Origin of the sequence: Streptomyces sp. CB03238 (genome assembly GCF_002099185.1) — a bacterium.
In the GTDB taxonomy this organism is placed as follows: domain Bacteria; phylum Actinomycetota; class Actinomycetes; order Streptomycetales; family Streptomycetaceae; genus Streptomyces.
Genome location: NZ_NBCN01000010.1, coordinates 313,859 through 334,526, shown reverse-complemented (window position 1 = coordinate 334,526; position 20,668 = coordinate 313,859). Strand labels below are relative to the sequence as shown.

The 20,668-nt window shown below is 70.6% G+C and carries 22 protein-coding genes; 8 read left to right on the top strand and 14 right to left on the bottom strand.

The window, feature by feature from the left end; genetic code table 11:
- The first annotated feature begins 19 nt into the window (after window positions 1-19).
- The gene (locus tag BKD26_RS20630; protein ID WP_107417921.1) at window positions 20-1,201 is read left to right on the top strand and encodes an Ig-like domain-containing protein; all 1,182 of its coding nucleotides are present in this window, start codon (window positions 20-22) and stop codon (window positions 1,199-1,201) included.
- A gap of 118 nt (window positions 1,202-1,319) precedes the next feature.
- Window positions 1,320-2,909, top strand: coding sequence for a CocE/NonD family hydrolase (locus BKD26_RS20625; protein WP_084900166.1), 1,590 nt, complete (start codon window positions 1,320-1,322; stop codon window positions 2,907-2,909).
- Between the two features lie 76 nt (window positions 2,910-2,985).
- Here the strand turns inward: BKD26_RS20625 and BKD26_RS20620 are convergent, their stop codons facing one another.
- The 8 genes from BKD26_RS20620 to pcaC form a co-directional block, all read right to left on the bottom strand.
- Window positions 2,986-3,855, bottom strand: a complete 870-nt coding sequence (locus BKD26_RS20620) for an amino acid ABC transporter permease (RefSeq protein WP_084900163.1) — start codon at window positions 3,853-3,855, stop codon at window positions 2,986-2,988.
- Window positions 3,852-4,496: an amino acid ABC transporter permease gene (locus BKD26_RS20615; protein ID WP_084900161.1), complete on the bottom strand. Its 645-nt coding sequence runs from the start codon at window positions 4,494-4,496 to the stop codon at window positions 3,852-3,854. The genes BKD26_RS20620 and BKD26_RS20615 overlap by 4 nt, the downstream gene beginning before the upstream one ends.
- A gap of 14 nt (window positions 4,497-4,510) precedes the next feature.
- Complete coding sequence (locus BKD26_RS20610) at window positions 4,511-5,443, bottom strand: glutamate ABC transporter substrate-binding protein (RefSeq protein WP_084900455.1); 933 nt, start codon at window positions 5,441-5,443, stop codon at window positions 4,511-4,513.
- Window positions 5,444-5,461: 18 nt separating this feature from the next.
- Window positions 5,462-6,205, bottom strand: coding sequence for an amino acid ABC transporter ATP-binding protein (locus BKD26_RS20605; RefSeq protein ID WP_084900158.1), 744 nt, complete (start codon window positions 6,203-6,205; stop codon window positions 5,462-5,464).
- A 134-nt stretch (window positions 6,206-6,339) separates the two neighbouring features.
- Window positions 6,340-6,771, bottom strand: coding sequence for a DUF6278 family protein (locus BKD26_RS20600; RefSeq protein ID WP_084900155.1), 432 nt, complete (start codon window positions 6,769-6,771; stop codon window positions 6,340-6,342).
- A 56-nt stretch (window positions 6,772-6,827) separates the two neighbouring features.
- Window positions 6,828-7,607: an exodeoxyribonuclease III gene (locus BKD26_RS20595; protein ID WP_084900153.1), complete on the bottom strand. Its 780-nt coding sequence runs from the start codon at window positions 7,605-7,607 to the stop codon at window positions 6,828-6,830.
- A 55-nt stretch (window positions 7,608-7,662) separates the two neighbouring features.
- Window positions 7,663-8,295, bottom strand: coding sequence for an MBL fold metallo-hydrolase (locus tag BKD26_RS20590; RefSeq protein ID WP_084900151.1), 633 nt, complete (start codon window positions 8,293-8,295; stop codon window positions 7,663-7,665).
- Window positions 8,296-8,310: 15 nt separating this feature from the next.
- Complete coding sequence (pcaC, locus tag BKD26_RS20585) at window positions 8,311-9,681, bottom strand: 4-carboxymuconolactone decarboxylase (RefSeq protein WP_084900148.1); 1,371 nt, start codon at window positions 9,679-9,681, stop codon at window positions 8,311-8,313.
- Between the two features lie 391 nt (window positions 9,682-10,072).
- Between pcaC and BKD26_RS20580 the strand changes: the two genes are divergently transcribed.
- Window positions 10,073-10,276 carry an XRE family transcriptional regulator gene (locus BKD26_RS20580; protein WP_241518753.1) on the top strand — a complete coding sequence of 68 codons (204 nt, stop codon included), beginning with the start codon at window positions 10,073-10,075 and terminating at the stop codon, window positions 10,274-10,276.
- Between the two features lie 220 nt (window positions 10,277-10,496).
- On the opposite strand, the gene BKD26_RS40390 is transcribed toward BKD26_RS20580, so the two are convergent.
- A complete protein-coding gene (locus tag BKD26_RS40390) occupies window positions 10,497-10,643 on the bottom strand; it encodes a hypothetical protein (protein ID WP_179166625.1) in 147 nt (48 codons plus the stop codon).
- A 676-nt stretch (window positions 10,644-11,319) separates the two neighbouring features.
- Here BKD26_RS40390 and BKD26_RS39215 point away from each other — a divergent pair.
- From BKD26_RS39215 to BKD26_RS20560, 5 genes are read left to right on the top strand one after another with little or no spacing between them, the layout of a single operon-like run.
- Window positions 11,320-11,430, top strand: a complete 111-nt coding sequence (locus BKD26_RS39215; protein WP_107417920.1) for a keywimysin-related RiPP — start codon at window positions 11,320-11,322, stop codon at window positions 11,428-11,430.
- Window positions 11,431-11,456: 26 nt separating this feature from the next.
- The gene (locus BKD26_RS20575; protein ID WP_084900143.1) at window positions 11,457-13,295 is read left to right on the top strand and encodes a lasso peptide isopeptide bond-forming cyclase; all 1,839 of its coding nucleotides are present in this window, start codon (window positions 11,457-11,459) and stop codon (window positions 13,293-13,295) included.
- 30 nt (window positions 13,296-13,325) lie between these two features.
- A complete protein-coding gene (locus tag BKD26_RS20570) occupies window positions 13,326-13,580 on the top strand; it encodes a lasso peptide biosynthesis PqqD family chaperone (protein ID WP_084900142.1) in 255 nt (84 codons plus the stop codon).
- Window positions 13,577-14,020, top strand: coding sequence for a lasso peptide biosynthesis B2 protein (locus BKD26_RS20565; RefSeq protein ID WP_084900139.1), 444 nt, complete (start codon window positions 13,577-13,579; stop codon window positions 14,018-14,020). The genes BKD26_RS20570 and BKD26_RS20565 overlap by 4 nt, the downstream gene beginning before the upstream one ends.
- Complete coding sequence (locus tag BKD26_RS20560; RefSeq protein ID WP_084900137.1) at window positions 14,017-15,888, top strand: ABC transporter ATP-binding protein; 1,872 nt, start codon at window positions 14,017-14,019, stop codon at window positions 15,886-15,888. Before BKD26_RS20565 ends, BKD26_RS20560 begins: the two co-directional genes overlap by 4 nt.
- 34 nt (window positions 15,889-15,922) lie before the next feature.
- Here the strand turns inward: BKD26_RS20560 and BKD26_RS20555 are convergent, their stop codons facing one another.
- The 5 genes from BKD26_RS20555 to BKD26_RS20535 form a co-directional block, all read right to left on the bottom strand.
- Window positions 15,923-16,486, bottom strand: a complete 564-nt coding sequence (locus tag BKD26_RS20555) for a hypothetical protein (RefSeq protein WP_179166624.1) — start codon at window positions 16,484-16,486, stop codon at window positions 15,923-15,925.
- 2 nt (window positions 16,487-16,488) lie between these two features.
- A complete protein-coding gene (locus BKD26_RS20550; protein WP_084900134.1) occupies window positions 16,489-17,649 on the bottom strand; it encodes an ROK family glucokinase in 1,161 nt (386 codons plus the stop codon).
- A gap of 113 nt (window positions 17,650-17,762) precedes the next feature.
- Window positions 17,763-18,587, bottom strand: a complete 825-nt coding sequence (locus BKD26_RS20545) for an ATP-binding cassette domain-containing protein (RefSeq protein ID WP_084900131.1) — start codon at window positions 18,585-18,587, stop codon at window positions 17,763-17,765.
- Entirely contained in the window at window positions 18,584-19,639 is a 1,056-nt protein-coding gene (locus tag BKD26_RS20540; RefSeq protein WP_084900128.1) for an ABC transporter permease, read from the bottom strand. Before BKD26_RS20540 ends, BKD26_RS20545 begins: the two co-directional genes overlap by 4 nt.
- On the bottom strand, window positions 19,636-20,661 hold the full coding sequence (locus tag BKD26_RS20535) for a sugar ABC transporter substrate-binding protein (protein WP_084900126.1): 1,026 nt from the start codon (window positions 20,659-20,661) through the stop codon (window positions 19,636-19,638). Before BKD26_RS20535 ends, BKD26_RS20540 begins: the two co-directional genes overlap by 4 nt.
- Window positions 20,662-20,668: the final 7 nt, after the last annotated feature.

Genomic DNA, 20,668 nt, shown 5'->3' with positions numbered 1-20,668 from the left:
CGCATCGGAGGTTTTCCAGGTGACCCGCACACGCCCGCTCGCCCCCTTCCGCACCGCCGCCCTGGCCGGCACCGCGGTTCTCGCCGCGGCCGCCCTGACCGCGTGTTCGGGCGGTTCGGGCACCGGGAAGGCCGACGGGGAGGACGGCAAGCCGGACACCCGGATCTCGGTGAACCTCTCCGGGAGGCAGGCCGAGGCCGGCGAGCCGGTCCGGGTCACCCTCGCCGAGGGCAGGCTCCAGCAGGTCACCGTGACCGACTCCAAGGGCGCCACGCTGGAGGGCGCGGTCTCCGCCGACGGCAGGACCTGGACCTCCGTCCGCAAGGCCGCCCCCGGCACCGCTTACACCGTCGAGGCGCGCTCCACGGACGGCGGGACCGCCAAGGCGGGCTTCGCCACGGCCGCGCCGGACAAGGTGAACAAGCTGACGCTGGCGCCCGGCAAGAACAGCACGGTCGGCATCGCCCACCCCCTGTCGATCGTGTTCGACCACCCGGTGAAGAACAGGGCCGAGGTGGAGAAGCACCTCAAGGTGACGACCTCGGACAACACGGTCGGCTCCTGGGGCTGGATGGAGGACTGGTCGGGCAAGGACCGGGTCGACTGGCGGCCCAAGGAGTACTGGAAGCCGGGCACCAAGGTGACCCTCCGGGCCGAGCTGAACGGCATCGACTCGGGTCAGGGCGGCTGGTTCGTCCGCGACTACACGACCACCATGACCATAGGGAAGAACCAGCTGGTCGAGGTCGATCTCGACAACCACCGGCTCACGCTTCTCCGCGACGGCCGGGAGGTGAAGGACATCCCGATGTCGGGCGGCACGCCGGGCGGCGACAAGGCGTCGTGGCGCGGCAGGACCGTGTTGATGTCCAAGGAGGGCACGATCAACATGCGCTCCGAGACGGTCGGCCTGGGCGACGCGTACGACAAGATGGTCGACTATTCGATGCGCCTGACCTGGTCCGGGATGTACGCGCACGCGGCGCCCTGGAACGCCGCCTACATGGGCAACGCCAACAGGAGCTCCGGCTGCATCGGCATGGACACCCCGGACGCCCGGTGGGTGTACGACCAGGTGCAGGTGGGCGACCCGTTCGAGGTCGAGGGCGCCGACGCCAAGGGCACGCAGGCGCTGAACAACGGGTACGGCGAGTGGAACCTGTCGTGGGCGGACTGGCAGGCGAAGAGCGCCCTGCGTTGACACGACGTCCAATAATCGTTACCAGCGCGTAACTTACCGACGGGTTACCTCCAGTAAGCCACCCGTGTTTTCCTTCGGTTCACCTTTCAAGCGTTGACCAGCGATGGGGGAACGAACCGTGGGAAAGCGGCACACAGCCCTGCGTACGACGACGACCGGCGCCGTCTCGGCCGCCCTGCTGGCCGGGACGGCCCTGGGGTTCGCCCCCTCCGTCGCCGCCACCGAGACGACGGCCACCGACACGGCCGCCGGTATACGGTTCGTCGACATCGCCGGCGACGGCGGCACCGTACTCAAGGCCAACGTCATCACCCCGGCGGGCTCGGACGGAACCCGCCGCTACCCGGTCATCGTGCTGCCCACCAGCTGGTCGATGCCGCAGATCGAGTACCTCGCCCAGGCGCGGAAGCTCGCCGACGCCGGATACGTGGTGGTCAGCTACAACTCCCGCGGCTTCTGGCAGTCCGGCGGGAACATCGAGGTCGCCGGCCCGCCGGACATCGCCGACGCCTCCAAGGTCATCGACTGGGCGCTGGCCCACACCCCCGCCGACCCGGAGCGGATCGGCATGGCGGGCGTCAGCTACGGCGCGGGCATCAGCCTGCTCGCGGCCGCGCACGACAAGCGGATCAAGGCCGTGGTGGCCATGAGCGGCTGGGCCGACCTCATCGACTCCATCTACAGCGGCCGTACGCAGCACCTCCAGGCCGCCGCGATGCTCGGCGGCACCGGCTACCTCACCGGGCGCCCCAGCCCCGAACTCCAGCAGATCCTCAAGGACTTCCTCGCCTCCAACCTCGACAAGGAGCAGGAGATGATCGCGTGGGGCGCCAAGCGCTCCCCCGCCTTCGCGCTGGAGAAGATCAACGCCAACGGCGCCGCCATCATGCTCGGCAACGCCTGGGGCGACACCATCTTCCCGCCCAACCAGTACGCCTCCTTCTACGAGAAGCTCACCGGCCCCAAGCGCCTGGAGTTCCGGCCCGGCGACCACGCCACCGCGGAGGCGACCGGCCTGCTCGGCCTGCCCAACGACACCTGGACCAACGCCCACCGCTGGTTCGACCACCACCTCAAGGGCGTCGACAACGGCATCGACCGCGAGCAGCCGGTCCAGCTGAAGTCCCGCTCGACCGGCGGCTACGAGGGCTACCCCGACTGGAAGTCGGTCGGCGCGAACGAGCGCAAGATCGCCCTCGCCGACGCGCAGAAGGTGTACGCGAACGTCGACTCGGGCGCCAACGGCGGCATCATCATGCTGTCCAACGCCCTTGACCAGTTCCTGAAGCTGCCCCCGATGGCCTCCATCCCCCTCCTCCCCCGCTCCTTCGCCGCCGTCTGGCAGTCCGAGCGGTACGACACCGTCCAGCGCGTCCGGGGGACGGCGAAGCTGCACACCACGGTCACCAGCACGGAGTCGAGCGGCACCCTCGTCGCGTACCTCTACGACGTGGGCCCGCTCGGCGTCGGCAAGCTGGTCAGCAACGCCCCGTACACCTTCCACGGCAAGACGCCGGGCCGGCCGTTCGCCGTGGACCTGGAGCTGTTCTCCACCGCCTACGACGTTCCGGCCGGCCACCGGCTCGCCCTGGTCGTCGACACCGTCGACCCGCTGTACATCGAGCACAACCCGTCCGGCGCGCGGCTGACCTTCTCCTCGCCGTCGTCCGACCCGTCGTACGTGTCGGTCCCGCTGCGCGAGAAGTGATCTCCGGCCGCTGCCGGGCGGGGCTGGCCCATCGGGTCCGTCGGCACCCCGACTCGCCGCCGCGTTCCCTCCGCGTCTATCTCGGCGCGGAGGGACCCCCCGGCAGCAGCGTCCCTTGTTCGGCCGGTGCGACATCCACGGCCTCGGTCTTGGGACTGCGCCGCTGCCTCCTGGCCACCCAGGTGGCGAACCAGGAGAGCAGCATGCACATCCCGATGTAGATCGGTGAGATCACCATCACCACGGGGATGAACGGCAGATCGTAGTCGAGGTTCGACGCGATCAGCTTGCCCGCGTGGAGGAACTCCTCGTAGGTGATGAGGAAGCCCAGCGACGTGTCCTTCAGGGCGACCACCAGCTGGCTGATGATCGCCGGGAGCATGGCCCGCACCCCCTGGGGCACCAGGACGTACGTCATGACCTGCGTCTTGCGCATGCCCAGCGAGTACGCCGCCTCCCGCTGCCCGCGCTCGACCGAGTTGACGCCCGCCCGGAACACCTCGGCGAGCACCGAGCCGTTGTAGAGCGTCAGCCCGGCGACCAGAGCGGGCAGCGGGTGCACCTTCAGCGCCACGAAGATGAAGAAGATCATCACCAGGACGGGCATGGCGCGGAAGAACTCGACGACCAGGGTCGCCGCCCACCGGAAGACCCGGTGCTCGGACAGGCGTCCGGTGGCGAGGACGGCGCCGAGCGCGAGCGAGAGGACCGCGGCGTAGGCGAACGCCTTGAGCGTGTTGCCGAGGCCGCGCAGCAGCAGTTCCTGGATGCCCTCGTAGGCGAAGGGGTTCCACTTGGCGTAGGTGAACTGGTCGGTGTCGAACAGGAGGTGGGGGACCCAGCCGATCAGCGCCACGATGAGGACGGTCGACAGGATGCCGTACGCGAAGTGCCGTTGCCGGGTCCGGCGGCCCGGGATGTCGTACAGAGCGGTTGCGCTTGTCATCGGGCGACTCCCCAGCGCTTCTCCATGACGTTGAAGACCGCGCTGATGGTGAGGGTGATGATCAGGTAGCCCAGGGCGATCCAGATGAAGGTCCAGATGATGCTGTAGCCGAGCTCGTTGAGGGTCTTGTAGGTGCCCAGCAGCTCGGTGACGCTGAACGCCCCGGCGATGGCCGAGTTCTTGGCGAGGGCGATCAGCGTGGAGCCGACCGGAGGGATGACGCTGCGGAACGCCTGGGGCAGGACGACGGCACCCAGGGTCTGGCTGAAGGTCATGCCGAGGCTGCGGGCCGCCTCGCCCTGCCCCTTGGGCACGGTGTTGATGCCGGAGCGCAGTGCCTCGCAGACGAACGCGGAGGTGTAGCAGCCGAGCGCGAGCACCGCGAAGAGCGTGAAGGGCAGGACGAGGCCGAAGCGCGGCAGGCCGAGCAGGACGGCGAAGAAGAGCAGGGTGAGCGGGGTGTTGCGCAGCACGGTCACCCATACGGTGCCGAAGGAGCGCAGCGAGCCGACGGGGGCGACGCGGAACGACGCCATGAGGAAGCCGAGGGCGAGGGCGAGGAGGGAGGAGTAGACGGTGAGTTCGACGGTGCCGAGGAAGCCCTTGCCGTAGAGCGACCAGTTGTCTGTCAGTACGTTCATGGGTGCCTCGCTCTTCAGCTCGCCGGGTAGCGGTCGATGGCGGGCGGCTTCGGGGCGGGTGCGCCGGACAGGCCGAGGGTCGCGTCGTACGCCTTCTTCCAGTTGCCGTTCTTCTCGTTGGCCTCGATGGCGTCGTCGATGGCGAAGCGCAGCGCGTTGTCGGGGTGGGGGACGCCGATTCCGTACGGCTCCTTGGAGAAGGGTTTGCCGACGACCTTCAGCTCGTCGGGGACCTTGGCCGCGTACCCGAGGAGGATCGTGTCGTCGGTGGTGACGGCGTCGACCTGGTAGGTGAGCAGGTTGTCCACGCAGATGGAGTAGGTGTCGTACGCGACGAGGTCGGCCCGCGGGTACTCGGCCTCGATCCGCTGGAAGGGTGTGGAGCCGGCGGCCGAGCAGACCCGCTTGCCGGCCAGGTCCTGGGGGCCCTTGATGTCCTCCTCGTCGGCGCGGACGAGGAGGGACTGGCCGGCGAGGTAGTAGGGGCCGGCGAAGCCGACGAGTTTCTTGCGGTTGTCGTTGATGGTGTAGGTGCCGACGTAGTAGTCGATCTGGCCGTTCTGCAGGGCGGTCTCGCGGTTGGCGGAGGCGATGGTGCGGAAGGCGATGGTCGCCGGGTCGAAGCCGAGGTGGGCGGCGGTCATCTTGGCGATCTCGATGTCGAAGCCGGAGTAGCGGCCGCCGGCGGGGTCCTTCTCGCCGAGGTACGGCTGGTCCTCCTTGGCGCCGACGATCAGATGGCCGCGCCGCTTGGCGCGGTTCCAGGTCGGTGAGTCCGGCAGCCGGAAGCCGGTCGCCACCCGGTACCCGGGGAGTTTCTCGGGCTGTGGGCCCTTGACGGGCGGGCTGCCGTCCTTGCCGCAGGAGCCGGCGGTGAGGGTGATGGCCAGGGCCAGGGCGAAGGCGGCCAGAGCGCGTTTCGTCCGCGTACCGTCTGTACGGTTCATCGTTCCGGGCACCCCCTGTCAGTGCTTGAGGATCTTGGAGAGGAAGTCCTTGGCGCGCTCGCTGCGCGGGTTGGTGAAGAAGTCCTCGGGGATGCGGTCCTCGATGACGCGGCCGTCGGACATGAAGACCACGCGGTTGGCGGCCGAGCGGGCGAAGCCCATCTCGTGGGTGACGACGACCATGGTCATGCCGTCCCGGGCGAGCTGCTGCATGACCTCCAGCACCTCGTTGATCATTTCGGGGTCCAGGGCCGAGGTGGGCTCGTCGAAGAGGAGGGCCTTGGGGTCCATGGCGAGGGCGCGGGCGATGGCCACGCGCTGCTGCTGGCCGCCGGAGAGCTGGGCGGGGTACTTCTCCGCCTGGTTGGCGAGGCCGACGCGGTCCAGGAGCTCACGGGAGCGCCGGTCGGCGTCCTCCTTCTTGCGCCCCCGGACCTTGACGGGGGCCAGGGAGACGTTCTCCAGCACGGTCTTGTGGGCGAAGAGGTTGAACGACTGGAAGACCATGCCGACATCGGTGCGCAGCTTGGCCAGGGCCTTCCCCTCCTCGGGGAGGTCCTGCCCGTCGATGATGATGCGCCCGGACTCGATGGTCTCCAGCCGGTTGACCGCCCGGCAGAGCGTCGATTTGCCCGATCCGGAGGGGCCGATGACGACCACGACCTCTCCGCGGCCGACGGTGAGGGTGATGTCCTGAAGGACGTGCACGTTCCCGTAGTACTTGTTGACGTCACGCAGCTCGATCAACGGATCGACGGCCATACGCTGCCCTGCCCCATTCTCAGCTGTGTCGAGGTCAGCGCAAACTATCCAGCCCGAAAAGGGACTTCACACCCTCGACACGCATAAAGGCGGCATAAGCCGTATAACCACCCCAACCGGTACGCCCCGTGCCGCTATCCCTCGGCGGCCTCCGCGTACACCTGGGAAAGCTCCGGAGAACCGCTGATCGCCCAGTCCAGACCGGCCTCGACGACATGGATCTCCCGGCCGGAGACCAGCCGCACGACGGGGTGGCCGCCCGGCGTCAGGTGCCAGTGCGCGCCAGGCACCGTCCGTACGATGACCGTACCGAGGTACAGGCCGGCGTCGTTGCCCAGCCAGGGCAGTTCCTCGGGGTCGTCGCGCCAGCGCGGCAAAAGCTGGTCGATGGCCTCCAAGGACCGGGGGGTGTCGTCCAGTTGGATCCCGAACTCCTGCACCCGGGAGCGCAGGAGATCGCACTCCGCGAGCATGTCGGCAACGCCCTCCGGGTCGCGCTCCACCGCGGAGGCGGCGTGCCCCCCGCCGTGCCGTCTACGCCAGGCGTCCAGGAAAGGGATGTTCATACCGCCCAGCGTCGCACTGAACCCGCCGGGCGCACTACAGGGCGCGCGCTACAGCGCTACACCTCGAGGTCGACGACGACCGGCGCGTGGTCGGAGGCGCCCTTGCCCTTGCGCTCCTCGCGGTCGACATAAGCGTCCTTGACCGCGTCGGCGAACGCCTTGTTGCCGTACACCAGGTCGATGCGCATGCCCCGGTTCTTGGGGAAGCACAGCTGGCGGTAGTCCCAGTACGTGAACGGGTGGTCGTACTTCAGCGGGCGCGGCACCACGTCGGTGAGCCCGGTGTCGCGCAGCCCCGCGAGCGCGGCGCGCTCGGGCTCCGTGACGTGCGTGGAGCCCTCGAAGAAGGCCCGGTCGAAGACGTCGTCGTCGGTCGGCGCGATATTGAAGTCGCCGAGCACCGCGAAGGGGCGGGGACCCGCCGCGTCCTCGGCCACCGCGCTCTTGAGCGCCTCCAGCCAGCGCAGCTTGTAGGCGTAGTGCTCGTGGGCCACCTCACGGCCGTTCGGCACGTACACCGACCAGACGCGGGCCGGGCCACAGGTCGCGGACATGGCCCGCGGCTCGGCCACGCCCTCGTACTCCGGCCCGCCCGGCAGACCGTGGACGACGTCCTCCAGGCCGACGCGGGAGACCAGGGCCACGCCGTTCCACCGGCCGGTGGCGTGCACCGACGACTCGTAGCCGAGCTCGCGCAGCTCATCGGTGGGGAACTGGTCGGCGGTGCACTTGGTCTCCTGGACGCACAGCACGTCCGTGCCGCTGCTCTCCAGCCAGGCCAGCAGCCGGGGCAGACGGGCGGTGATCGAATTGACGTTCCAGGTGGCGATGCGCATGGCCCACAGCCTAACGGGGGCCTCTGACAGCCGGCCCCGCTCGGAGGGCCGGCCGTCAGAGCTCCGTGGCGTCCCCGGGTGCCAGCCGGCCGTGGTCCGTGCCGCCCAGGCCGCCGATCTGGCGGTCGTAGATCGGCCGGGCGAGGTCGGTGAGCAGCGCGTCGTGGATGTCGATGGCGCGCCGCGGCTTCACCTCGCGTACGTAGTCGATGACCTCGGAGATCTTGTTCCAGGGGGCCATCACCGGGAGCATCAGCGTCTCGACGGGGTGGTCGGGGACGGTGAGCGCGTCGCCGGGGTGGAAGACGGACCCGTCGACCAGGAAGCCGATGTTGGTGATCCGGGGGATGTCCGGGTGGATCACGGCGTGCAGCTCGCCGTGCACCTGGACGTCGAACCCGGCCGCGGTGAAGGTGTCGCCGTGGCCCACCGTGTGGACCCGGCCGGGGAAGGCCGCCGAGATCTGCTCCGCGACGCTGCGCAGCGTCCAGATCTCGGCGGCCGGGTTGGCCTCCAGGGCTGCCCTGAGCCGGCCCTCGTCGAAGTGGTCGGGGTGCTCGTGGGTGACCAGGACGGCCTCGGCGCCGAGCGCCGCGTCCTGCTCGCTGAACCCCCCGGGATCGACGACGAGCGTCCGCCCGTCCTTCTCCAGCCGCACGCACGCGTGGGACTTCTTGGTCAGCTTCATCAGGGCATCCTCTCCCTACACCTCGGGGGTGGTCTCCTCCAGGATCACCTGCTGGGCGACCTTGAACGCCGAGTTCGCCGCAGGGACGCCGCAATAGATCGCCGTCTGGAGCAGCACCTCCTTGATCTCGGCGGGCGACAGGCCGTTGCGGAGGGCGGCGCGGGTGTGGAAGGCCAGCTCGTCCAGGTGACCGCCGGCGACCAGCGCGGTCAGGGTGACGGCGCTGCGCATCCGGCGGTCCAGGCCGTCGCGGGTCCACACCTCGCCCCAGGCGTAGCGGGTGATCAGCTCCTGGAAGTCGCCAGTGAAGTCGTCCGCGCCGTCCATGGCCCGGTCGACATGGGCGTCGCCCAGGACTTCCCGCCGTACCTTCATCCCCGCGTCGTACGGGTCGGGCCGCCCGGCCGGAACGGGTGCGGGCGCGGCGGAGGGGACCACGCCGGGCGGGACGGCACCGGGCGGTACGGGTGCGGCGGCGGCGTCGGCGGGCGGGACGGCGACCGGCGGTGCGGGGCGCGCGGCGGCGGGCGCGGCCGGGGCGGCGAGGGCCGGGATCACGGGCGGCGCCGCGAGGGCCGTCATGCCGGTCGTCGAATCGGCCACAGCCTGCCATGACGTGGAGAAGTGCCGTACCAGCAGGTCGGTGACCGCCGCCGGCTGCTCCACGGGCGCGAGGTGCGACGCGCCGGGCACCACGGCGAGACGGGCGTCGGGGATGCCGGCCACCAGGTGGCGGGCCTCGGCGGGACCGGTGACGCGGTCCTCGGAGCCGACCAGGACGAGGGTGGGGACGCCCACGCGGCCGAGGTCGGCGCGTACGTCGAAGGCGGCGAGCGCCTCGCACGCGCCGACGTAGCAGCCGGCGTCGGTCGTGCGGACCATCTGCACGGCCCACTCGACGATGGCGGGCTGGGCGGCGGCGAAGCCGGGCGTGAACCAGCGCTCCGGCGCGGTGCGGGCCATGGGGTCGAGGCCGTTGGTGCGGACGATCACGCCACGCTGGCGGAACTCGTCGGCGGTGCCGAAGCGGGGCGACGAGGCGATCAGGGCGAGCGAGGCGAGCCGGTGCGGGGCGCGCAGCGCCAGGTCGGTGCCGATGGCGCCGCCGATGGAGCAGCCGACGTAACCGAAGCGCTGGACGCCGAGTTCGTCGAGGGTGGCCAGGAGCCGGTCGGTGAGCTCGGCGACGGAGGTCGCGGGGTGGGCGGGGGCGCCGCCGTGGCCGGGCAGGTCGAAGCGGATGACCCGCCACTGCCGGACGAGCTCGGGTATCTGCCGGTCCCACATGTGCCATGTCGTACCCAGTGAGGGAGCCAAGATCAGGACTGGGGCGTCTTCTGGCCCGTCAGAGCGGTATTGCAGGATGTTCGTCGGTGTCTCACTCACGCCCTGCACGTTCTCACATCTCACAACTTCTCACGTGCTGGGGTCGGCCCCCGCGCAAGCCGTCCCAGGTTGTGGCGGTTCCGCGAAGATCCTCCACGTACGGCTTGACGTACTACCGCTTGGTGGTCTCCACGCGTCGGCGAAGCTGCTTGATCGTGAACGGCGCCCGGCGTCGCCGGCGCCCCGTGAAGCATCCGGACGTGCTGGTGGTCGGCCGTCCGTTCCGGACGGTCGCCGATGCGCTGCCGGGCCGGGCCACCCGTGCGACGCCGCGTCGAATCGTCAGCCAATGCGCTGAGCCTCGGATTCACCCGAAGGGCGGGCGGCTGGACCGGCGGATCGGGGGCAGGCGGAGGGAATGGCCGAACTTTCACAGCTGTTGCAAGAGACCATGCGACGCAGGCACCTGAACGCGCAGGCTCTCGCCGACCGTACGGGCATTCGCACCCCGCGGATCCGGGTCTTCGCCGAGGACGGCGCCCACGGTCCCGTACAGCCCACCCCATCGGAGCTCGCCGAACTCGCGGACGCTCTGGCGCTCCCCCTGTCCGCCGTCCTGGAAGCCGCCCGCACACCGGCCGCGGTACCGGCTTGACCCCGTCAAGTGCGAGCCGCACGCTTCGGCGTCGCGACCTCCGGGTGCACCACGGACGACGGTTGGAACCGTAGCCGGGAGCGGTCCGACCCTGGCAGTCAGGGGGTTCCACCAGTTCCCCCTCTGGCAGGATGATCGGCATGACGGAGCCCGGCATGCGCTCTGGCGCGTGACAGCTGACCGTCGGTGCCGTGGACGGCGGTGCCCCGAACGGCGCCGATCACCTGCGTTCCCTGCACGACTGGGCCGGTCCGTCCGCCCTGCTCGCCACCATCATCACACCGCTCATGGCGGGCTTCTGCGTCGGCGTCGCCACGACCAGCCGCCCACGCCTGACGGTGAACGCCGCGGGGCTGTCCTTCGCCATCGATCCGGTCTCCAGGAACCGGACCGACGTCCCCGCCGCTGGGTCGCGGAGAACTCGAAAAGCCGGGTTACCGGACGCTTGGCACACTCAAGGAGTTCGGCGCCGACCCGGTCCTCCTGCGTGAGGCCGCATTCCACTTCGCGCCCGGCCTCTACCGCACCAACAGCGAACTCCTCGACCTCGACCCGCGCCTTGTCCCGCCGGCCCGACCTGACCGCTGAACCGCCGAGCTCGTTGGCCACGGCAGCCACTGGCCGGGGGCACATCACAGCCATTCGGGCCGGGAGATGAAGGAGAGGAAGCGCGAGCGCACGAGCCGAGTGCGCCCCGGCGGCTCCGTCCGATTGTCGTCTCGGTCTCCCAACGAAACCGGCAGACGGTGACGACACACAGGGTGGAAACGTTTTTGCGGCTTGCCTGCACGCCGGTCGCGAGTTGTTCAATTTTCTCCGAAACTCGCCAACGATCGCACGGTGACCTGATCGTTTGCCTTCTTCATATTGTCTGATTTTTTATGGCGGCCTTGTCATACCGTCCGGTTATGCACGTAGCTAGGTGCTGCGCTCACTTCCCGCTCCGGGCTCCCCATGAGCCTTGGGCAGGCCGGCGGTGGTTCGGCACCCCGTGCGCCGGCGGCCAGGGGAGAGGTCGTGAAACCTGAACCTGAGGAGAGGTCATGAAGAAGGCTTACGAAGCGCCGACGCTGGTCCGGCTCGGTACGTTCCGCAAGAAGACCGGGCTCCTGCAGAGCTCCGGCAACGACCGGCTCGTCCTGAGCAAGAACTGACGACCGACGGTTCCTGACCTGACGTCATGACTGAACTGCACGAGAGTGCGGGGACGGGCCCCGGCGACGCGCACTTCGCGGTCTTCACCGACCGCGAGGACGCGGCCGCCGTGGCCCGCTCCTTCGCCCTCCCCGGAACGCGAACCCTTCAGCACACCTCCGGCCGGCCGTGGTTGGTCGGGCAGTGGGACGACCAGGAGCTCGTCTCCGCGCACACCGGTCGTGCGGCCCTGGCCGTCATCGGCTGCTGCCCGGTCGATGCCGCCGAGCTGGAGCGCCACGCGGGACGGCTGCGCGATCTGGCCGAACTGGACGCGCTGGCCCGGTCCCTGCCCGGGAGCTTCCACCTCGTCGCCGCCCTCGACGGCCGGCTCCGGGTGCAGGGCACCGCGTCGGGGCTCCGGCTGGTCTTCCACGCCGCCGTGGACGGCGTACAGGTGGCCGCCACCCGCGCCGACGTACTCGCCGAGGCGCTCGGCACCGCTCCCGACGAGCAGCAGCTGGCGGTACGGCTGCTGTGGCCGGTGCCCTATCCGCTGTTCGAGGCGTCCCTGTGGCGTGACGTCACGGCTGTCCCCCCGCATGACGCGCTGATCGTCGGGGCGGACGGACGCAGCGCACGTCACTCGCGGTGGTGGACGCCGCCGGAGCCGGTCCGCACGCTCGCCGACGGCGCCCCGTTGGTCCGCGAAGCCCTCTCCGAGGCCGTCGGTGCCCGCACCCGCCACGGCGGTGTGGTCAGTTGTGACCTGTCCGGAGGACTGGACTCCACCTCCATCTGCTTCCTGGCGGACCGCTCGCCCGCCCGCGTGGTGGCCAGTACGTGGCCGGGGCGCGATCCGGCCGACACCGATCTGTACTGGGCCGAGCAGGCGGCGAAGCACCTGCCGGACGTCCAGCACGTCGTGTGGGACGCCGATGCCTCGCCGCTGGTCTACGACGATCTGCTCTCCATCGACGACCTGCTGGACGAGCCCACCATCGGCGTCATGGACCGTTCGCGGGTGCTGCACCACCTGCCCGGCATGGCGGAGCGGGGCAGCCGGCTGCACCTGACGGGCATCGGGGGCGACCACGTGGCGTGGTGCTCAGAGGCGTACTACCACAGGCTGGTGCGCACGCGTCCGCTGTTCGCGCTGCGGCAGTTGCGCGGCTTCCGGGCGCTGTGGCAGTGGCCGCTCGGCGGCACCGTCCGCGCACTGGCCGACTCACGGCCGTACGGGAAGTGGCTCGCCGATCACAGCGGCCGACTGCGCGACCCCGTCCCCGCCACGGTGACCACCAGCCTCGGATGGGGCATGCCTCCCCGCCTCTTCGACTGGGTGACGCCCGACGCGGAACGGCTGGCGCAGCGAGCCCTGCGCGAGGCGGCCGCGACGGCCACGCCGCTGCACCCGGACCGTGGCCTGCACACCGACCTGGAGCAGATCCGCTCCTGCACCCGCATCATCCGCCAGTGGGACCGGATGGCGGCCCGCGCCGGCGTACCGATGGCCTCGCCGTTCCTCGACGACCGCGTCATCGAGGCGTCCCTCGCCGTACGGCCGAGCGAGCGCGTGTCGCCCTGGCAGTACAAGCCCCTCCTGACCGCCGCCATGCGCGGAGTCGTGCCCGAGGTCTGCCTGCGGCGCACCAACAAGGCCGCGGCCTCCATGGACGCCGCCGACGGACTGCGTCGGCACCGCGCCGACCTGCTGGCCATGTGGGAGGACTCACGGCTGGAGCAGCTCGGCCTGGTCGACGGGAAGGCCCTGCGCGGCCTCGCCCAGCGGCCCGCCACCCCCGCTCTGCGCGACGCCATCCTCTACTCCACGATCGCCACCGAAGTATGGCTGCGTGGTCTGTCCCGCACCCGCACCCGCTAGGCCCGCCTCCGGAGAAAGGCAGCACACACCATGGCATTGCGGTTCCGCCCCGATGTCTCCACCGCGGAGACCCAGTACGGCACGGTCCTCCTGGACGAGCGCAGCGGGAACTACTGGGAGCTCAATCCCACCGGCACCCTGGTGGTGAAGACCCTCCTCCGAGGCGGCGACGAAGCGTCGGCCGTCGAGGCGCTGCTCGCGGAGTTCGACATCGACCAGGACCGCGCGGAGCAGGACGTCACGGCTCTCGTACAGGAGCTGCGGACGTCGGGGCTGGCCTCATGACGACGCCCAGCGCGCTGGAACGGCCCACCGGCGTCCCGTTCACCCGGCGTCTGGCCGCCCGCCTCGTGCTGCTTCCCGCCGTCGCGCTGTCGCTGCTGTCCCCGCGCCGGATCCGCGCCGCGCTCGGTGTCGTACGCCGCGGCGCCGCGCCCGCCACCGCCGCACAGGCGAAGAACGCCCGGGACGCGATGTGCGCGGTCAGCCTGCTCTGCGCCGGGCCGAAAGGCTGTCTGCCCCGTTCGCTGGGCGCGGCCCTGCTGTGCCGGCTGACGGGCAGCTGGCCCACGTGGTGCACAGGGGCGAGCGTGGTGCCCCCCTTCAACGCCCACGCCTGGATCGAGGCGGAGGGCCGGCCCATCGGCGAAGGTGTGCCCGACGACTACTTCACGCGGCTGCTGGCGGTGGGGCCCGTGACGGCGAACCGGCCGCCCGGCCCATGACGGCCGCCCGGACTTCCCGGGCGGAGGTGCCGGACCGCTCGACACGGGCCGCGGTGGCCACCATGTACCGGCTGACCACCGGGCACCGGACCTCCATCGTCGTGGCCACCGTGCTCACCCTCGTGGGCTCCGTACTGGGGCTGGCCCAGCCGCTCGTCGCCAAGCAGATCGTGGACGTGAGCGGCCACGGGCGGGCGTTCTGGCCCCTGCTGCTCCTCCTGGCCGTGCTGTTCGTCACCGAAGCGGCCACCGGCGCCATCGGCCGCTTCGTCCTGGAACGCATGGGTGAAGGAGTCGTACGACAACTCCGCCACGGGCTGGTGGGACGGCTGCTCAGGCTGGAGATGAGGGAGTACGACCGGCACCGCAGCGGCGATCTGATCTCCCGCGTGACCGCCGACACCACCCTGCTCAGGGAGGTGGTGTCCCAGGCCCTCGTCGATCTGGTGACCGGGGCGCTCGTCGCGGCCGGTGCGGTCGCCCTGATGCTGTGGATCGACCCGCTGCTGCTTCTCCTGGTCGCCCTGACCGTGGCGACCGCGGCGGCGGTGGTGGCTTCGTTGCTGAAGGGCATCCGGGCCGCCTCCGAACACATGCAGAACTCCGTCGGCGCGATCGCCGCCGACCTCGAGCGCGCGCTGGGCGCACTGCCGATGGTGCGGGTGCACCGCGCCGAGGACCGTGAGGCGCGGCGCATCGGCGAACGCATCGAGTCCGCTCACGACGCGGGCGTACGGACCGCGAGACTGGCCTCCGTGATGAGCCCGGCGGTCGAGCTCGCCGTCCAGGGCTCCTTCCTGCTCGTCCTGGTCATCGGCGGCCTGCGTGTCACCGGCCACGCCAACTCCCTCGGCGACCTCGTGGCCTTCCTGCTCTATGCCTCCTACCTCGTTCTGCCCCTGTCGTCGGTCTTCCGCGCGGTCGGCCTGATCCAGCGCGGCATGGGTGCCTACCAGCGCATCGAGCACGCGCTGTCACTGCCCGTGGAGCCCTCGCTGCCCGCGGAGCCCGCACGGCCCCGGACGCCGACCGTACGCGTGCGTACGTGCGAACCGGCTCGGCAGGCCGCCGCGTACGAGGAGCCCGCCCTCGCCCTGCGGGACCTCACCTTCGGCTACGACCCGGACCGGCCGGTCCTGCGCGGCGTCACCCTCACCGTCCCGCACCGGCGCCAGACGGCCCTGGTGGGCCGGTCGGGAGCCGGAAAGAGCACGATCTTCGCCCTGGTGGCCAGGTTCCACGAACCGGACTCGGGAGCCCTCCTCTTCGACGGACGGCCCGCCGGCGAACTGACCCGTGCCGAGTGCCGCGAACGCATCGCCGTCGTCGACCAGAACACCCATGTCGTCCACGGCACCCTGCGCGACAACATCACCTACGCCGTGCCGGACGCCCCGGAGGCCGACGTACGGCGCGTCGTCGAACTCGCCCAGCTCGACGATGTCGTACGCCGGCTGCGCGGCGGCCTGTCCGGTCTGCTCGGCGAGCGCGGCAGCACCCTCTCGGGAGGTGAGCGCCAGCGCGTCGCCCTGGCCCGCGCGCTGCTCGGCCGTCCCGAACTCCTCCTGCTCGACGAGCCCACGTCCCACCTCGACGCCATCAACGAAACCGCGCTCACCAAGGTGATGAAGGACATCGCGCGGGAATGCGCCCTGCTGGTGATCGCGCACCGCCTCTCCACCGTCCAGCACGCCGACCAGATCGTCGTACTGGACAACGGCCGAACCACCGCCTGCGGACGTCACGAGGAGCTGCTCACCTGCAGCCCCACCTACCGCGAACTGGCCGCCGGACAGATGCTGCGCCCCGCCGCGGCCCCAGCGTCCCCAGTGGCGACCGCTCGGAGCCACCCGCGCGGAAAGCGGTGAACGGGGCGCGCCGGGCCGGGGATGAGCCCTCCGGTCAGGGGGTCGCGGTCGAGACGACGTAGACGCGCGGGGCCGCCGGGTCGGTGAGGTCGACGGTGATGTCCTGGGTGGGACGCGGGTCCTTCTGGCGGTGCGTGGTGGCGGACCAGTCGCGGCCGGCGGGGAACGTCCAGCCGACGGTGCGGGCGTCGCGGTCGCTGATGGTGATGTCCTTGGCGTCGAGCGCGGCGCGGCTCGTCCCGACGTCGTTCAGGAAGTCGTCCAGTCCGGTGCCGTCGGTGGTGAACTCGACGTACAGCCTGCTCGACTTCCAGTTGCTCGTCTCGAAGTAGGCGACCTCGGTGGAGCCGGCCGGGATCGGCACCTCGAAGACGCGGCGCTTCATCTTGGACGGCCAGCTGTCCCGGAGGCCGGTGACGGAGGACTCGGCCTCCTTGTCGCGGCCGCTGGCCCGGCTCTGCTGGGCGGAGATCACCAGATAGCCGGCCGGGATGCCGATGAGCAGCACGATGACGACGGCGGTCAGGATCCGGCGGCGGATCATGCGCCGCCGCTCCTCGGGGGACGCGGGCCGGCTCAGCACGGACGTCACTGACATGACTACGGTTCCTGGGTGGTGGTGGTCGTACGGCCGTTGCGGATGGCCTGGGCGTACCGCTCGTACTTCTCGTAGCGCTCCAGGCGGCGGCGGTTGGCGCGGCGGAAGCGGCGCGCGACGAGCCGGGCGAGGTCGGCGGCTCCGACCATACCGGCCTCGGGGCCGAGCTGGGCCTTGGCGATCCGGGCCTCGGGGCGGTAGCCGCGGCCGGTGAGGTGGCGGCGGAAGGCGTCCCGGGCGGGGCCGATCAGCAGGTCGTCGGCGGCGCTGACGCCACCGCCGATGACGAAGCAGGACGGGTCGAGGGCGGCGGCCAGGTTGGCGATGCCGACGCCGAGCCACTGGCCGATGTCCTGGAACAGCTCGATGCACATCGGGTCGCCCTCGCGGGCGAGCTCGGTGATCAGCGGGCCGGTGATGTCGGGGACGGAGCCCTTGACGCGCTCGATGATGTTGTACGCGACCGGCGAGTCGGCCGCCGCGAGCTCGCGGGCCTCCCGGACGAGGGCGTTGCCGGAGCTGTACTGCTCCCAGCAGCCGCGGTTGCCGCACGGGCAGCGGTGGCCGCCGGGCACCACCTGCATATGGCCGAACTCGCCGGCGACACCGTACTTGCCGCGCTTGACCTGGCCGCCCTCCAGGATCGCGCCGCCGATACCGGTACCGAGCGTGATCATGACGAGGTGGTCCTCGCCACGGCCGGCGCCGAAGCGCCACTCCGCCCAGGCCGCGGTGTTGGCGTCGTTGTCGACCATGACGGGGACGGCGAGCCGGGCCTGGAGGGAGTCGCGCAGCGGCTCGTTGCGCCAGGCCAGGTGGGGGGCGAACAGGACGCGGCTGCGGTCGGCGTCGACCCAGCCGGCGGCGCCGATGCCCACCGCGTGCACGTCGTGCCGGTCGGACAGGTCCAGGACCAGCTCGGTGATGGTGTCCTCGACGACCTTGGCGCTCTTGGACTTGTCGGGCGTCTCGGTCTTGATCTGCTCCAGGATCCGGCCGTCGGCGTCGACGACGCCCGCCATCACCTTCGTACCGCCGATGTCGATGCCGACGGTCGGCACCCGGGGCGCGGTCAGGTGCGAGCGGCGCTCACGGGCGGAGACGGTCCGCAGGACGGTGGCGCGGGCGGAGCCCCGGTGGGCGAGATCGTGGTACGTGCTCACGAGTCCTGTCGTCCTGGTGGTGGGGGGCCGGACGGTGGGGGGTCCGGCGGCGGACGGCGCCCGCCGCCCTCGATTCTGCCAGGTACGCGGCCGGGGGCGGCGGTACGCCGTGGTCAGGGCGCCGGGGCCGGGGGGACCGCGTGGCCGCCGACGTGGGCGGGTGACGGGGCGCGTTCGAGCTCGTGGCGGAGGTCTTCGAGCTCGCTGCCGCCCGCCATCTGGCGGGTGAGTTCGTCGAGGGTGACGGAGTCCTTGGTGTGGCTCGCCGACATCACGCCCCGCTTCAGCAGCACGAACCGGTCACCGACCAGATACGCGTGGTGCGGGTTGTGCGTGATCAACACCACGCCGAGTCCGGCGTCGCGGGCGGCCGCCACGTACTTGAGGACCACCCCGGACTGCTTGACGCCGAGCGCCGCCGTCGGCTCGTCGAGGACGAGGACCTTGGCGCCGAAGTACACCGCGCGGGCGATGGCCACGCACTGGCGCTCACCGCCCGACAGGGTGCCGATCGGCTGGTCGACGTCCCGCAGGTCGATACCCATGCGCAGCAGCTCGGCGCGGGTCGTCTCGCGCATCAGGTCGGCGTCGAGGCGCCTGAAGGGGCCGGCGCCCTTGGTGGGCTCGGAGCCGAGGAAGAAGTTCCGCCAGACCGGCATGAGGGGGACGACGGCCAGGTCCTGGTAGACGGTGGCGATGCCCCGGTCCAGGGCCTCGCGCGGGGAGGAGAGGGAGGTCTCCTCGCCCTCGATGCGGAAGGTGCCCCCGTCGTGGGCGTGCAGCCCCGCGATGATCTTGATGAGGGTGGACTTGCCGGCGCCGTTGTCGCCCAGGACGCAGGTGATCTCGCCCGCGTGCACTTCGAGGGAGACCCCTTCGAGGGCGCGGATGTTGCCGTAGTACTTGCTGACGTCGGCCAGCTCGACGAGTGCGGTCACTTGGTTGCCTCCGCGCGCTTGCGGACCCAGGCGTTGAGCAGGGTCGCGAGAAGGAGCATCGCTCCGAGGAAGAACTTGAACCAGTCCGGGTTCCACTCGGCGTACACGATGCCCTTGCTGGTCATGCCGAAGATGAACGCGCCGACCGCCGAGCCGATGGCGGAGCCGTATCCGCCGGTGATCAGGCAGCCGCCGATCACGGCCGCGATGATGTAGATCAGCTCGTTGCCGACGCCCTCGCCGGACTGGACGACGTCGAACGAGAACAGCAGGTGCTGTCCGGACACCCAGGCGCAGAAGGCCACGCCCATGTAGAGGCCGATCTTCGTCGTACGGACCGGAACGCCGACGGCGCGGGCGGCGTCGGCGCCGCCGCCGACCGCGAAGATCCAGTTGCCGAAGCGGGTGCGTAGCAGGATCCAGGTGGCCAGCGCCACCAGGCCGAACCACCACAGGATGGTGACCTTGATGTCGATGCCGCCGAGGGAGAACTGGAAGGCGAACAGCGCCCGGGCGGAGCTGAAGCCCTCCATGTCGGCGATGGTCCTGGTCGACACGGTGCCGCTGATCAGCTTGGTCAGGCCGAGGTTCAGGCCGGTCAGCATCAGGAACGTACCGAGCGTGATGATGAAGCTCGGCAGTTTGGTCCGGGTGAGCATGACGCCGTTGAAGACGCCGATGGCGAGGGTGACCAGGAGGGAGACGAGGACGCCGACCCAGATGTTCGCGGTCATCTGGTAGCTGAACATCGAGGAGACCAGCGCGGAGCTGGTCACCAGCACACCGGCCGACAGGTCGAACTCGCCGCCGATCATCAGCAGCGCGACGGGGACGGCCATGATGCCGATCGTCGAGGCGGCGTAGAGGACCGTGCCGAAGCTGGACGCCCTCAGGAAGCTGTCGGCGACGATCGAGAAGAAGAGGAAGACGGCGACGGCTCCGACGACGGAGCCGAGCTCGGGGCGGCCGAGGAGCCTTCGCAGCGGTGAGGTGCGCAGCAGGCGCTCGTCGACGGGAGAACGGTCTTTCACGGGTGGTGCGGTCGCGGTCATCGGGTTCCTCGCTCCGTGAATTCCGCCAGCTTGGCGGCGTCCTTCTCGGTGATGATCTGCGGGCCGGTGAGGACGGGCCTGCCGCCGCCGAGCACGTCGGCGTTGTAGCGGTAGAGCCACAGCAGGTCGACGGCCTCGTACCCCTGGAGGTAGGGCTGCTGGTCGACGGCGAAGCCGAGCTGCTTGCTCTTCAGGCCGGCGGCCACCTTGGCGTTGAGGTCGAAGGTGTCGATCTCGGCGCCGGACCCGGCGGTCCTCTTCGCCTGGACGGCGGCGTCGGCGAACGGCGCGCCGAGGGTGACGACGGCGTCGATGGACCGGTCGGTCTGGAGTTTCGCCTCGATCGAGGCCTGTACGTCGGGCATGTTGGTGCCGTCGACGTACAGGTTCTGGACGTCGCCGTCGAAGGTCTTCTTCACCCCGGCGCAGCGCTGCTCGTGGCCGACGTTGCCCTGCTCGTGCAGGACGCACAGGGCCTTCTTGCGGCCGCGCTCGTCGAGCTCGTCGCCGACCGCCTCGCCGGCGATGTTCTCGTCCTGCCCGATGTGGGTGAGGGCGCCGAACGCCTTTGACTGTTCGGAGCCGGAGTTGACGGTGATCACCGGGATGCCGGCCTTGACGGCCTTGGCGACGGACGCCTTCATGGCGTCGGGCTTGGCGAGGGTGACGATCAGGCCGTCGACCTTCTTGTCGATGTAGGAGTCGACGAGCTGGGCCTGCTGCTGGCCCTCGTCGCTGTGGGCGTAGAGGAAGTTGATGTTGTCCTTGACGGCGGCCTGCTTGGCGCCGTTCTGGACGATGTCCCAGAAGGTGTCGCCGTCGCCGGAGTGGGTGACCATGGCGATGGTCCACTTCGGGGTGTCGACGGCCGCCCGGCCTTCGGCGGCGGCGGCCTTGCGGGCGTCCTCGGCGCGCTTGCCGCCCGTGGCGCTGCATCCCGCGGCGGCTCCCGCGAGGGACACTCCGAGCACCGTCGCCAGTACCGCGCGGAGCGCGCGTACCCCTGTCCGAACCCTTGCCACGACGCCG